The sequence below is a fragment of the Haloferax sp. DFSO52 genome (genome assembly GCF_048158745.1).
Taxonomy (GTDB): domain Archaea; phylum Halobacteriota; class Halobacteria; order Halobacteriales; family Haloferacaceae; genus Haloferax.
Genome location: NZ_JBLOPB010000002.1, coordinates 658435 through 671815 on the forward strand (window position 1 = coordinate 658435; position 13381 = coordinate 671815).

Consider the following 13381-nt stretch of genomic DNA (forward strand, 5'->3'; position numbering starts at 1 on the left):
AACCCCGAATACAAACCACGGGTTATGAGTCAATCGTACGTGATCGTCGGCGACGGCATCGCGGGGGCCTCAGCGGCCGAGACACTCCGCGAGGAGGAACCCGATGCCGACATCACAATCATCACGGACGAGGGTGAACCCCTGTACAATCGCATTCTGATCAAAGAATTCGCCAAGGGCAAACTTCCCGCGGCACCCATCTCCATCCACGAAGAATCGTGGTACGACGACCGGGATGTCGACCTCGTTCTGAACACGCTCGTCACCAACATCGACCCCGACGCGCACAAGATTACCACCCACGACGGAACCGAGTACGACTACGACAAACTGCTTCTCGCCATCGGTGGCACGCCGACCCAACTGCCCGTCGAGAACTCCGACGCAGAGGGCATCCACCACTTCTGGACGTTCCAGGACGCGCGCGACATCAAAGCGCACATCGAACAGGCCGAGAACTCCGTCGTCATCGGGGCCGGCCTCCTCGGTATCGACCTCGCGGCCATCACCGCCGCACAGGACGTCGAAGGCAAGTACCTCATGCGCGGCAAGGCGTGGTGGCGCTACGCACTCTCGCAGGAAGGTGCAGAGATCATCCACAACGCGCTCCGCGAGCGCAACGTCGAACCCGTTTTCGACTCTGGTGTCGACCACTTCGAGATGGACGACGACGGCGTCGTCACGGCGGCTATCGACCCCAACGGCGACCGCTACCCTGCCGACTTCGTCGGCATCGCTATCGGCCTGAACTTCAACACGGAAATCATCGAAGGCACCGATATCGAGTACGACACCGGCATCTACGTGGACGAGTACATGCGGACGAACCACGAGGACATCTTCGCCGCCGGTGACATCACCGAGTTCCACGACGTCATCCTCGGTGACCGCGCACAGAACGGTGCGTGGGGCTCCGCCAAAGAACAGGGGACCATCGCGGCCAAGAACATGGTCGACTACGGCAGCGAAGAGTTCCGCTGGGTCTCGTCGTACTCCATCACGCACTTCGACTTCCCGTTCCTCTCGTTCGGTCACCCGACGCTCGGCGACGACAGCGTCGAAGCGAAGTACTCCGACACCGAGTGGCGGCGTCTCGCCATCAAGGACGGCAAAATCGTCGGCGGCGTCCTCATCGGCGACCTCTCGCCACAGACGAAGTACAAGAAGCTCATGCGCGAACAGGTCGACGTTAGCGGTCAACTCGACACGCTCGTGAAACAGGACTTCCAGCTCGAAGACCTCGAAGGCGCGGCGGCCGAACAGTAGCCGCGTTCTCCCCCTCTCCGTCTTTCCCTCTCCGTTGTTCTCTTTCGACGCGAAACTGTGCAGTCAGTGACTGCACTCAGAGCAGGTTCGTGTCTGCACCGACCACGACGTTCGAGTCTGCGGTTCCGTCTGCGGCAACCCACGTGTTGTCGAGACGGACCTCGGCAGGACCGAACGAATAGACGTCTGAGTCAGCGAGGAGTTCGTCGTCGTCGGGTGCTTCGACGAAGTACGAGTACGTGTTCGACTCGTCGGTAGACGCACGGCCACCGAAGTAAACGTACTGTGCGCCATCTCGCTGTTCGACACGTTTCACGTCGTCGCTCGCGTCGGTGAGGACGGTCCACGATTCGGGGACGACGTCGCGAACTCGGCCGTCGTCGGATGGATTCACGTCGATTGTCACGTGATTCGTCTGCCCTGCGGTGAACACGTCGCCGTCGTCAGACCGACTCCCGTCGACGTACTGACCGGGTTCGAACGACGTCGTGAGGTCGACGTACACCTGCACGTCGTCACCGTTGACGCATCCGGGGACGTTGACGAGTTTTGCGACGACGTAGTAGACCGAGGACGTAGCGTCGCGGCCGAACGAGACGGAGACGCTCGCGTCACCCTGGAGGCCCTGTCCGCGGGCGACGATGGTCGGTTCACCGTTCTCGCCGGGTGACTCGGCGTCGTAGACGAACAGGTCGATGTGCGGATTATCGACGGCAGCACCGGCGTTTCCGCCGCCGTAGTGGGAGAACGACACGTCGGCTGAGAGCGTTCCTGCACCTGCTTCGACGTATCCTGCGACTGCACGGGAGTCGGCGGGCACGTCGAGGCCGACGACTTCTGAAGTCGTCCCGCTGAGTTCTTGAGTGACAGCGTCAACCGCAGCGTCCGGGTTGACACGACCGTACCCCTCGTAGGGGTCTCGGCCACCGAAATCGTACGTCGGCGGGTGCGGAATCGTCTTGAGATTGTGATACGGGGCCGCCGTAAACGTCGTCTCGCTCGCGGTCGCGAGGAGCGCCTGTTTCGCACGCATCACGTCGGCACGAGTCGTCTCGCTCGGTTCGGGTAACTGGATGGACGACGGTGCGTCTTCTTCCATCGCCTGTGAGAGCAGTCCGACGACGCCAGTGGTGTACGGGGAAGCCATGCTAGTGCCGGCTTTCCGCGTGTACTCTCGGATGGGCGCTTGTTCGGATTCTTCAGTGTCCGGGTCACCACGGAGGGCCGCTTTGACGAGTTCCATGTTGAGCGCGACGGGGTAGTCTGGCGCGCGTCCACCGGGCGCAGTCACGTCGGGTTTTCGGTCGATGCTGCCGTCGTCTTCGTCGAGCGTGGCGACCCCACCCGAAGAGTACGACGCGATACCATCGAGCGGACCAGTAGCGACGACGGAGACCGATTCGTCCATCCCACCGGGTGAACCGTTTCCGTTCGCAGGTGTGAAGCTGTTTCCTGCCGCTGCGACCGGGAGGATTCCGGCGTCAGCCATCTGGTCGAGTGCCTCCGGAATCGTCGAATCGAGCAGTCCCGCGAACGCACCGAGTGGAAGGCCGCCCACGTAGCCCCACGACATGTTGACCGACCGCAGGTTGAACAGGTCTCTGAACTCGGGTGCGTGCGCACCGAGGTCGATAGTCGGTGCGGAGAGACCTTGCATCCCGAAAATGCTCGCGTTCGGTGCAACCCCAGCGTGAATCGACGGTGCCGTTCCGGTTCGGTCCCCTGTCGTCTCGCCGGGGGCGAGCAGTGGACCGACTGCGACGGATTCGACCTCCGAGACGGTGACTTTCTCACCGTCAGTCGGTCTGACGTAGATGGTGTAGGTCGCTGTCCCCGACTCGTGAATCGTGGGCGCTTCTGCGATGACGTTGTCCAGCAGACTCGAGTCGCCCTCCAAGGTCGCGGCTTCGAGTTGTGTTCCGTCGGGAGCCTCGACGACGAGTTCTGCGGCAGTTCCGTACGCACTGGCGAAGACGCCAGTTCCGGCCTCTGCGTCGACAGTGTATTCGAGCACGTCGCCGAGGGCGAGAATCGTCTGCGGGCGGTGAACTGTGGTTCGGTCGGTATCGACGGTGCTCGCGCGACCTGTCCCTGCCATGATGGACGAGACGTGTGTTCCGTGACCGTCAGAGTCGCGCGGTTCGTCGTACGACCCATACCGAGACCCTGCGTCGTACCACCCAACTGTCTTCGGCGTCGATTCCGAGGGCGTCCCGTTCGTGCCGTCGAAGACGGCAGACGGGTCGACAGTCGTCATCGTCCCTTCGATGGTGTAGTAGTCAGCAGAAACCTCGTACGTCGTGAGCGTGTTGACGTACGTCTCGATAGCGAACCGGTACGTCGCCCCCGATTCGACCGGAACGCTGAGTCGTTCGGGCATACTCGCAGTGGCCGCTCGGTCTTCAGGGACCCACGACCCATCGACGCGCTTGTCGAGGCGGAACTCCAGGTCGTTCGAAGCGTCAGCGTTCGGGGACCACGAGAGGGCCGCGTCGAGTTCGTCGACGTCGTCTGGGGCGACGAACTCGTGGTAGGTCTCGTCACCAGCCGCGAAGGTCCCGGGGCCGACAGTTCCAGAGAACGATTCGGTGTCTCCCGTGGCGACGCGGCGAAGGTCGTTGTCAGCGGGGCGCGTCAACTGCACCGACCCGTCGTCGATGTAAGCTTTGATTCCGTTCCACGGCCCGAGGTCGGGATGTCGTGCTTCGACCCCACTGTCGGTGACGGCGAGTCCACGGTCTGCTCGCCCGCGATACCCGCGCTCCCAGACTTTCTGTGCTTCGAGGACGCGGTAGTTCGCGTATCGTGGGTCGAACGTTTCCGACCCAGTGGCGCTGGCAGAACCGACCCCGACCAGCCCTGCCCCGGCGAGTACACCGGTCGTCTTGAGGAAGGTTCGTCGGGACAGCCCTGCTCGTTCCGATTCGCGCTGGTTGTTGTCTGGCATGGTGACCAATCGCAACCGGGTGAGTGCAGACAAAAGCCGTTCTGACAAGTTCGTCCAAACGTCTCTGACACACGTCAACAGACCTAATAGTGAGCGTGGATAGCAACCAACGAGCAACCGTGACCACAGACCCGGTTCGTGTCGGCCTTGCGTTTTGGTTCGCTGCCCTCCTCTGTCTCTCTCTTTTCACCGGAGGTGTGGTTGGCGGAGACGACGGCATCCAGACCGACGAGCCGATTGGGTCGACGGTGAACGAGACGACGAATACGACTGATGACCTCGCGACGACGTCCACACCGACGCCCACACCGACACCGACACCGACACCGACACCGACATCGACACCAACATCCACCCCCACACCGACACCGACGCTCACGGTTTCGTCCACGTCTGAAACAGAGACCGACGTGACGCTAGATTCGGGGGTAACAGTGAGTTCGGCCTCGACCCTCGACGACAGCCTCGACGAGACGGTGAACGACACTCTCGGTGACACGAGCAGCGATGTGACGGATGACTCTCTCGTCGATGTATCGGCGGTGTCCTCGACACTCGGCACCGATGCCCCGAGTGTGACCGAGTCAGCAACTGGCTCGATGGCTGGGCAGACGGAGGGAGTCGAATCCACTCGTACAGCGACGAACGCGAGTGCCGACTCGACTGGTGGCGACGGAGCGTCTCGTGCTGACGGTCTTTCGGTAACGGACACAGAGGAAGCGCTCGATAGTGAACAGGATGGCCTCCTTAGCCACCCGTTCTCTGAGACACCGACTGAGTGGGTTCCAGTAGCCGGAGCGACGGTCGTCGCCGCTGGTGCCGTGGCAGCGATGTTGAACCCGGGCGGTCTGAACTCGTTTGGACCATCGACGCAACTCGCTCACCGAGTGGGTCTGGAACGTGCGTCGGTTGTCGACGCGGTCAAGCGAATCGCTCGCCGACCGCTTGCGATTCTCAGTGGTCTCCGTCAGCACTACCGGGAAGACGACGCCCCTGACCACGAGTTGCGGCAGTCCCTGTTCGAGAGTGTCCGTGACCGTCCCGGTATCCACCTCTCTGCGTTGAGTAGAGCGGTCGATACACCCCTCTCGACGGTTCGATACCACGTTCGGGTACTCGAAGACGAAGGCTACCTCCAGACGGCCAAACATCGCGGAAAGCGGCGCTACTACCCCGCGTGGGCGGCCAATCACGAACTCTCGACGGCACTCGCTGACCCCGCAACTGCACGACTCGTCTGCGCACTGTACAAACTCGAATCCGCTGATGTTGGCCAACTCGCTGACGAAGTTGAGCGTGACGTCAGTACTGTCTCACATCACCTCACACGTCTCGAACAGGATGGTGTCGTCGTCAGAGAACGCGAGGGCCGAACCGTCGTCAATCGACTCGCAACCGACGTGAGTGAGACGATGGACGAGAAATACAGCAAACATTTATGGTATTAGATGGTATGTGTTACCATATGTCATCGAAGGATGGACAGCCAGCACCGGCGACGGCGTTCGTAGCGTCTCCTGTCGTCGTTCCAATCACGGACGTCCCACCGGACGCTCGGGTTCGACATTTCGACGAACTGAGCGACCGAACGCAACACGCACTCGCAACGGCCGCGCCGTCGGGTCGCCTCGATATCGACCCGGCAGCGACGCAACTCTCTCGCGGAGACGTTGTCGTGTTTACAGAGTACGTCCGTATCCAGTAACCCCGTCGTCGAGCCGCTGGCGCTCGACTGTGGCTTTTCGTCGTCCAGTTTCGACAGTCCCCGAGTAGCGTTCTCGCCGTCCGACGAGGACCGAAGTGGTTTTCCACGCCTCGCCGCCTATCGCCGGACATGGCAGCAGGTGGCGGACAAGGGACGATGACGCTCGCGTTCGAACTAGAGGCACTCAAACAGCTCGCGAACCCGAATGCGGCCTTCGCGGACGCGCGAACGTGGACGAAGTACGTCGGCGTCGTGAGCGAAAAGCCCACGTACGTCGTGACCAACTTCACCCGAAAAGAGCGCATCCGTCAGGATTTCTTCTCCGGGCCGCGCGGCGTCGAAGAGAGCCTCGAAAACGTGATGCGTCAGTTCGACACCGACAGACACGTCTTCATCGGGACGACCGACGAAGACCGGAAACTCGCCGAGCAGGCCGACTGGGAGTACCTCCCCGTCGAAGAGGCGGCAGCAGCAGCGGGGTGGGTACTCGCTGACGACGACGACGCAGTCGACGACCCCTTCGAAGCCGAGAGCCGAGACGACTGGCCCTAGTCGAACATCAGGACGTCTTCCGCCGATTTTGTTCGTCTATCGAAAGCACTAATCAGCAACAGCACTTCTAACTCGCTGATGAGTCACCAGTTGCCTGACGTCCAGGCCTCTCAACCGGACGTGACCGTCGGGTTGAGCCAGGTCGGCGTCACAGGCGTCGAGAAGCTCGTCAAGATTGCCCGCGACGGAAAGCGTCCGCTCGTCTTGATGGCCGAGTTCGAAGTTTTCGTCGACCTCCCAAGCGGCCGAAAGGGCATCGACATGAGCCGAAATATGCAGGTCATCGACGAGGTGCTCGAAGCAGCCGTCTCTGAACCCGCCTACCGAGTCGAAGACATGTGCGGCGACGCCGCCGAACGTCTCCTCGCGAAACACGAGTACACCACGACGGCCGAGGTTCGGATGACTGCCGAACTCGTCGTTCGTGAAGACACCCCCGCGAGTGGTCTGGCTACCCAGAGCACCGCCCAGATCATCGCGAGTGCCACGGCGACCGAAGCCGGAACCCGTGAAGAAATCGGAGCCAAAGTCGTCGGCATGACGGTCTGTCCCTGCTCGCAGGGGATGTCGGCATCTCGTGCCCGCGACGTGCTTCGAGACCTCGCCGTCGACGACGACACCATCGAGGAGTTCCTCGACAAGGTTCCGCAACCCGGTCACTCCCAGCGCGGCCACGCCACGCTCACCGTCGAAACCGAGGGCTCGCCAGATGTGGACTTGATGGACCTCATCGACATCGCCCGCGACTCGATGTCCGCACGCATCTACAACCTCGCGAAGCGTCCCGACGAAGACCACATGACGTACCACGCACACGCGAACGCGAAGTTCGTCGAAGATTGCGTTCGCTCGATGGCGGAGATGTCCATCGACGAATTCGAGCATCTTCCCGACAACGCTGTGGTCCACATGAAGCAGTCGAACGACGAGTCGATTCACCAGCACAACGCGCACGCAGAGCGCGAAGTGACGCTGGGACAACTCCGAGCAGAGCTCGACGAATAGTCGGTCTCGACCGTCAGACTCGACGGTCTCCAACACACTCCGTTTTGACTTACAGTGGGAGCGGTGCTGCCGCCTCCCAGCGCGGGTCGAATGTCGACCTGAGGTCGGCGGCGAACTCGGGGTCTTTCAGGTCTATCATCGCGAACGCCTGCCCGGGGTTGAGCGGGTTGGGAACCTCGATACAGACTTCCACGTCGTCGATGAGGTTGAACACGCCAGTGAGGTTCTCCGCGGTTCGGACGTGGAACTTTGGATGGTCCGAAAGGCGGTCCATGTAGCGCCGACCGACGCTCTCTGGGAGGCTATCGACGAGGTCCGGAGACATGAGAATCGACACTTCGACACCTCGTTCGAGCGCCGCTTCGAGTTCTTCGACGACGAGGTCACCGACCGCACCGAGGTCGAACTGCGGAGATGGCGTCCCCGCGACCATCGCGAGCGAGTCGTCGGCGGCCGCCAATCGCTCGACGAGGAGGTCGATCGTCTCGTCGTCGCCGACTGCTGCCGTCCAGAACTGGTCGTGGACTGGTTCCGCAGCGTCGAGTTCGGTGTTCAGTTCGTCGACGACGGCCTCGTACTGCTGGGCCTTCTCGTCTAACTCCTGTCGCTTGCTCTCGAGGAGTCGTTCGAGCGCCATGTCCGGTTCGACGGCGACGTACTTCTTCGGTCGACTCGCCGCCTGACTCCGGATGAGGTGGTACTGTTCGAGGCTGTTCAGCACGTCGTAGATGCGACCCATCGGAACGTCACTCGCCCGCGATAGTTCCTTCGCCGTCGTTGCTCCCGTTCGGAGTAGTGCGCGGTACGCCCGCGCTTCGTATTCAGAAAGTCCGAGATCTCGAAGACTCGCCATGCACGGTCTATCTCGGTTCTTCGTTATAAACAAACCGGATGTTTACACCATGTCTCGGTTTGGGGCGAGGCGATTCGGGCGGCCTATGTGACTATCGAGACTGCGTCCATCAACTCGTCCGGAGTGGTTGCTTCGTGAGTATCCGACCCGACGCTGACACGTGCGGTTCCAGCGTCGATATCGGCCGCAGGGACGACGACTGCTTCGTGGTCTGCGACACGGAGCGCAGCGCGGTGGAGGTCCGACCCCGCCTCGTCGCCGAGTTCGACGACGAGCGGGTCTCGGAGTAATCGTGCGGCGACAGCTCCGTATTCGGCGACTTGCACGCCGATTCGGTCCCACGCACCGGCGAACGCGCTGATCGTTTGTTCGGCTACCTCGCGGTACTCGTCGGTGTCCGTAAGGATTGCAAGGTCGAGGAGTGCGTTGGCCATCTCGACGTTCCCGTCGAGCGGACGGAGTGGCAACGACAACAGCCCTTCGCCAGCGGCAGGGCCGTCGAGGAACGAGCCGTCTTCGAAGAGTTCGTCGATGGCAGTGTCGGCAACGGTCGTCGCAAAGTCGAGATACGTCTCGCCTGTAACAGTGTCGTCTCCGAGCACTTGTCGGGCGCGACACGCGGCGGCGACGACGCGCGCGTGGTCTTCGAGGAGGAGCGACTCGCCGACTGCACCACCCGAGTGGAAGTGTGTGACGACGCCATCGTCGACGAGGTCCTCGGCGATTCGGTCGAGCGCCCGCGTCGCGTACTCGCGGGCCTGTTCGTCGTCGGTGAGTCCAGTGAGAACCAGCAGTGCGTCAACTGCGAGGGCGTTTCCACCGGCGTAGACCGTGAGGTCCGTCCGGGGGCCGGGGGCGTTCGCTCGCCCCTCTTTTCCGAGGAGGTAGTAGTCTGTCCCGGCCGCAGGGCCCATGCTCCCCCCGAATCCGGTGCCGGTCCAGAGCGACTCGACGAGGAAGTTCGCAGTTTCTGTCGCCGGGTCGCGGTAGGCGTCCTCGCCAGTGTAGCGATAGCCGTTGGCGAATGCTCGCAGGAGTGCTGCGTTCGATTCGAGCGTCTTCTCGCGGTTCGGTTTCGCCCACGCGGGGTCGTCCGCGTACCGGAAGAACCCACCTTCGACAGGGTCGAAGAGGCCGTCTCGGATGGCGTCGAGCGAACGAAGTGCTCGCTGTTGGTCGCGTTTGAGCGCGAACTCGACGGTGCGCGGGAGTGGAAACTTCGCCGCGTCGCCCCACCCACCGTGGTCTTCGTCGTAGGTCACTTCTACCTGTCCGGCGAGGTGCGCTTCGATTTGACTGGAGAGTTCGCCTGCTGGCGGGAGGTCGCCAGTGAGAGCGCGCGGGAGTCTCCCGGCCTCAGCACCCTTCTTCTCCCACACCTCGCGGACACGGTCGATGACCTGCCGCATCCCCTCGGGGCCGATGAAGGTCGCACCCGTGATTGGCCGCCCATTCGGTGCGAGAAACACCGTCGAGGGGAACCCGCCCATGTTGTACCGCTCGCGGATGCGCGGGTGGCGGTCGACGTTCACCCGAATGGGGACGAAGCCATCGTTGAGGTTCGCCGCGATACGCGGTTCTGCGTACGTCTCGGCGTCCATCTCGTGACAGTCTTCGCACCACGTCGCAGTGAGCGACAGGAGAATCGGTTTGTCAACCGCCGTTGCCTCGGCGAACGCGTCGGCACCCCACGGTCGCCATTCGACGCGCGTCTCGTCGGTCATGTCCCACCATCGGCAGTCGATGCGGGTAAGCGCTTCGAGGCCATGCCGCACGGCGGTCGGCGGGCGTACGCGGTGGAAGTCCGCTCCCGTGTCGGGACAAAAGGGCTATGGGCCGGGACACGGTAGGGACGACCATGCGAACGCGCACGCTTATCGCGCTCTTGCTCCTCATCCCCCTCTCTGACGCGTTGTTGCTCGTGGTGGTCGCGCAGTACATCGACCTCGTGCCGACCGTCGCGTTAGTGGTGCTGACGGGTCTCGTCGGCATGCTACTCGTCCGTGCAGAGGGGCGACACACCCTTCGAAATCTGCAGACGAAGTTCGCTCGAGGCGACCTGCCGACGAACGAACTCATGGACGGTGGCCTCCTCATCGCGGCCGGCGCGTTCCTCCTCACGCCGGGTCTCGTCACCGACACCATCGGCTTCCTCCTCGCCATCCCGGTGACGCGGTATCCCATCCGCGAGGTGATCAAGCGGTTCGTGGTCCAACCCTACCTCGACAAGCAGACAGACGGGTTCATCACCGGCAACGTCTGGACGGCCGGCTTTCCGCAGGACGACACCGGCGGGGATGGGACCTACACCACCGGCGATGGCACATACACCACCGGCGGCGACGGTGTCTACGACGCGGACCCCGATTCGTATCGGTTCGGCGGACAGGACTCAGAATAACGCGTCTTTTCTCGCCGTTTTTCGACGCCCTGTGAGCGACGGCACCCACTGTGGGGGCCGTACACGTTTGGAAACGGTCGGTTCGCACACCGACCCCGCCGACTCCGGTTCCGGTGTGCGCTCATCGAATCGACATACGACGGCGACACTCACTAACACGCACCAACGCTCCGTCGAAAAGAAAGTCTTAAAATCAACAGCGCGCAACGACTAAACGCGCCAACCTGGGCCAATAGCTCAGTCAGGTTGAGCGCTCGGCTGATAACCGGGAGGTCCGCGGTTCAAATCCGCGTTGGCCCATATCTCAGGGCTACAATTCGTAGTTGTAGCCTGTTAGGGGTTGAGAACTCCCCAGCCACCTAACTTCGTTCCCAACTTTTCTGAGAGAAACGTCTATAATCAGTTCATTTCAACCGCGCTCCTCGCGCTACTACTTCCTGTTGAGTAGTTGGGCTTGTCTCAAGAAGTAATTCCCCACGAAAGATTTATTCCCACATGTTCGGTGGTTGTCTTGTGGAACCGGAGCCATTTCTACAGGAGTTTCTCGAACAAGAAAGTGTCATCATCGACTACAAGCAGGCACAAAAGTGGTCATCTCCTGACCTACTTTTCATACTATATTTACTCACTGCAGGTCTCGGTTTTATCATCAACTTATTTATAAAATCATCAACAAATTTGGGGACGACATATTTTGGGGTGGATGATTTCTTTCTCTATCTGATACTCGGGGCTGGTGTTATTCTTGGCACGGTTATAATGGTAGCATCAGTTGACAAGCTCAATTCTATTGGGTTCCGGCAGAGAGACGTTATTTATCATTACCTCGCAAAGTCGATAGACGGCTTCAATGAATCCCCTGAGAGAGATTATCAGAAAGTCATATCTTCATTAGAATCCGCTGTGGAATACGCTGATAATCAAGATATTGATTTTGCTCACCCGCGAATTGAACATAGCTTACGAGAATATATCTCACAAATTAACAGATATGATTCCGATGCTCAGAAAAACAGATTAGTTGATGAATCATTTGAGAAGATAATCGGACAGGTATCTAACTCAATCTTAGCCGATGAATCGACCGACTTTGAAATAGAGATAGATGATTCACTCGTACCCAAAGACAACAAATCATCGCCTCGATTCATTTTGCGTCTCTTGTCTGATTTCTTCACTGAAAAGCGAGTCCAATTACTGATTCCTATTGTGATTCTACTCGTAGCCCTCGCTACATTCCCGATTTTCGGACCTCAAATCACAATTGTCGTCCTTGGTGCTTACCCGATTGTCAACTCATTACTCCAATGGCGTTCTGGACAAAGAACAGATGGCTCTTGAGGCTACAGGTTATCCAAGTACCCTCTCCTCTGCTCTGCCTTCTCACGTTCACCTCGGCGGTCGTAGTGTTTCTCAAGAATATCCAGACTCACGTTCATCCGGTCACTGACGACCTTCTCAGGAACATCTTTCGACAAGTGATGTGTGATTGACCCCCGCCGAATCGCGTGGGGACTCACGCTTGAGGGACATTTGCTCGCTCTGTTCCTGTCCATCGCTTCGCACGTCTCCGGGTCGCGGTCATGCGGGCATCCTTGTGCGTAGGTACACGGTCGCGTAGCCCCGTAGATACTATCTCTGAGTGTAGTCTTGGCTGGGCGTCCGTGCTTGCTCGTAAATAGAGGCTCGCGTCCGTAGTCATCTGTCCTGTCGTAGCGGTTCACCTCAATGTAGGCGTCGAGAACATCACAGACCTCCGCGCTCATCGAGGCGAACCGCTCGCCTGCCTCCTTGTTCTTGAGCCGGGTATCTGTCTCTGGTCGGTGATGCAGTTGGAGACATTGCTCATCCCGGTCGTAGTCTTCGAGGTCGAGTCCGTGCGCCGCGCCAATCCTCATCCCTGTATGCCACAGGACTTCGATGAGCGCATGGGTTCTCGTAGCGAACTCGAACTGGCGAAGGAATGCGAGGAGGGCGTGAGCCGCCTCAGCCGTTAACATCACCTCACGTCGGTCTTCATTTCGGCTTAGAGATGGGAGGGTAATCTTGTCGTGAAGTCCTCGCTCTACAGCGTCTACACGCTCACACCATTTGATGAACACTCGAAGGGTAGACAATTGGGTGTGCATGGTGACGTTGTTCAGGCCGCCGTCATCGCGCCGCCAATTTTTGTATTGCATCAAGTCTCGTCCCGTCAGGTCGTTCAGATTCTCGATGCCTCCTTCCCCCTCACACCACCGGATGAAGTGAGAGAGACGGTAGCCGTGTGCCTGAATCGTCGATTCGCTCACCTCCGGCTTTCGGTCTTCCAGATACAATTCGACTGCTTCGCGCGTCGTCATCGGGTCAAGTTGGTCGGACATGGTTTCTCATGCAAACCACCGTATAACGGCCGAGTGCGCTGATTTGGACGCTTACTGCCGAGAGCGACCTAATCTGATGATTGCCGTGGGCGCGAGGGGCTGTATTTGTGCGTTACAGTCCCTCTCGCGCCCGTCCGCGTTCAAATCCGCGTTGGCCCATCCACAACGAACTCGGCATTTTGCCGAGGGAGTTCGGGCTTATTGGCTCCCCAGCCACCCAACTTCTGCGGTTCCGCTACACGTCGAGAGTGTTCTCTGTGATGTCTACTCGTGACCGTACGGGACAGAG

11 protein-coding genes and 1 tRNA gene are annotated in these 13381 nt (G+C 60.2%); 8 read left to right on the forward strand and 4 right to left on the reverse strand.

The genetic code is table 11. The annotated features are described in order from the left end of the window. The first annotated feature begins 24 nt into the window (after window positions 1-24). Window positions 25-1266 (forward strand): NAD(P)/FAD-dependent oxidoreductase, encoded by a 1242-nt coding sequence (locus ACK3SC_RS12865; protein ID WP_416840591.1) that lies wholly within the window; start codon window positions 25-27, stop codon window positions 1264-1266. A 76-nt stretch (window positions 1267-1342) separates the two neighbouring features. Here the strand turns inward: ACK3SC_RS12865 and ACK3SC_RS12870 are convergent, their stop codons facing one another. Beyond that, a complete protein-coding gene (locus ACK3SC_RS12870; protein ID WP_416840592.1) occupies window positions 1343-4213 on the reverse strand; it encodes a S8 family serine peptidase in 2871 nt (956 codons plus the stop codon). 95 nt (window positions 4214-4308) lie between these two features. On the opposite strand from ACK3SC_RS12870, the gene ACK3SC_RS12875 reads away from it, so the two are divergent. The 4 genes from ACK3SC_RS12875 (at window position 4309) to mptA (ending at window position 7475) form a co-directional block, all read left to right on the forward strand. Next, a complete protein-coding gene (locus ACK3SC_RS12875; protein WP_416840593.1) occupies window positions 4309-5661 on the forward strand; it encodes a winged helix-turn-helix transcriptional regulator in 1353 nt (450 codons plus the stop codon). A gap of 17 nt (window positions 5662-5678) precedes the next feature. Continuing rightward, window positions 5679-5918, forward strand: coding sequence for a hypothetical protein (locus ACK3SC_RS12880; RefSeq protein WP_416840594.1), 240 nt, complete (start codon window positions 5679-5681; stop codon window positions 5916-5918). 156 nt (window positions 5919-6074) lie between these two features. Continuing rightward, a complete protein-coding gene (locus tag ACK3SC_RS12885) occupies window positions 6075-6470 on the forward strand; it encodes a hypothetical protein (protein ID WP_416841223.1) in 396 nt (131 codons plus the stop codon). Between the two features lie 78 nt (window positions 6471-6548). Beyond that, complete coding sequence (gene mptA / locus ACK3SC_RS12890; protein ID WP_416840595.1) at window positions 6549-7475, forward strand: GTP cyclohydrolase MptA; 927 nt, start codon at window positions 6549-6551, stop codon at window positions 7473-7475. 49 nt (window positions 7476-7524) lie between these two features. Here the strand turns inward: mptA and ACK3SC_RS12895 are convergent, their stop codons facing one another. Both ACK3SC_RS12895 and ACK3SC_RS12900 read right to left on the reverse strand, forming a co-directional pair. Continuing rightward, a complete protein-coding gene (locus tag ACK3SC_RS12895) occupies window positions 7525-8328 on the reverse strand; it encodes a TrmB family transcriptional regulator (RefSeq protein WP_416840596.1) in 804 nt (267 codons plus the stop codon). 83 nt (window positions 8329-8411) lie between these two features. Further along, window positions 8412-10052 carry a DUF255 domain-containing protein gene (locus tag ACK3SC_RS12900; RefSeq protein WP_416840597.1) on the reverse strand — a complete coding sequence of 547 codons (1641 nt, stop codon included), beginning with the start codon at window positions 10050-10052 and terminating at the stop codon, window positions 8412-8414. Window positions 10053-10186: 134 nt separating this feature from the next. On the opposite strand from ACK3SC_RS12900, the gene ACK3SC_RS12905 reads away from it, so the two are divergent. The 3 genes from ACK3SC_RS12905 to ACK3SC_RS12915 all read left to right on the forward strand — a co-directional run bounded on the left by ACK3SC_RS12905 (window position 10187) and on the right by ACK3SC_RS12915 (window position 12070). Then, window positions 10187-10729 carry an FxsA family protein gene (locus ACK3SC_RS12905; protein ID WP_416840598.1) on the forward strand — a complete coding sequence of 181 codons (543 nt, stop codon included), beginning with the start codon at window positions 10187-10189 and terminating at the stop codon, window positions 10727-10729. 226 nt (window positions 10730-10955) lie between these two features. Beyond that, window positions 10956-11029, forward strand: a tRNA-Ile gene (locus ACK3SC_RS12910). Between the two features lie 213 nt (window positions 11030-11242). Beyond that, window positions 11243-12070 carry a hypothetical protein gene (locus ACK3SC_RS12915; protein ID WP_416840599.1) on the forward strand — a complete coding sequence of 276 codons (828 nt, stop codon included), beginning with the start codon at window positions 11243-11245 and terminating at the stop codon, window positions 12068-12070. Window positions 12071-12072: 2 nt separating this feature from the next. On the opposite strand, the gene ACK3SC_RS12920 is transcribed toward ACK3SC_RS12915, so the two are convergent. Next, window positions 12073-13092 (reverse strand): tyrosine-type recombinase/integrase, encoded by a 1020-nt coding sequence (locus tag ACK3SC_RS12920; protein ID WP_416840600.1) that lies wholly within the window; start codon window positions 13090-13092, stop codon window positions 12073-12075. Between the last annotated feature and the right edge of the window lie 289 nt (window positions 13093-13381).

Coding starts and splice junctions, on each gene's coding strand:
- ACK3SC_RS12865 (WP_416840591.1), top strand. CDS start 25: ATGAGTCAATCGTACGTGATCGTCGGCGACGGCATCGCGGGGGCCTCA.
- ACK3SC_RS12870 (WP_416840592.1), bottom strand. CDS start 4,213: ATGCCAGACAACAACCAGCGCGAATCGGAACGAGCAGGGCTGTCCCGA.
- ACK3SC_RS12880 (WP_416840594.1), top strand. CDS start 5,679: ATGTCATCGAAGGATGGACAGCCAGCACCGGCGACGGCGTTCGTAGCG.
- ACK3SC_RS12885 (WP_416841223.1), top strand. CDS start 6,075: ATGACGCTCGCGTTCGAACTAGAGGCACTCAAACAGCTCGCGAACCCG.
- mptA (WP_416840595.1), top strand. CDS start 6,549: ATGAGTCACCAGTTGCCTGACGTCCAGGCCTCTCAACCGGACGTGACC.
- ACK3SC_RS12895 (WP_416840596.1), bottom strand. CDS start 8,328: ATGGCGAGTCTTCGAGATCTCGGACTTTCTGAATACGAAGCGCGGGCG.
- ACK3SC_RS12900 (WP_416840597.1), bottom strand. CDS start 10,052: ATGACCGACGAGACGCGCGTCGAATGGCGACCGTGGGGTGCCGACGCG.
- ACK3SC_RS12905 (WP_416840598.1), top strand. CDS start 10,187: ATGCGAACGCGCACGCTTATCGCGCTCTTGCTCCTCATCCCCCTCTCT.
- ACK3SC_RS12920 (WP_416840600.1), bottom strand. CDS start 13,092: ATGTCCGACCAACTTGACCCGATGACGACGCGCGAAGCAGTCGAATTG.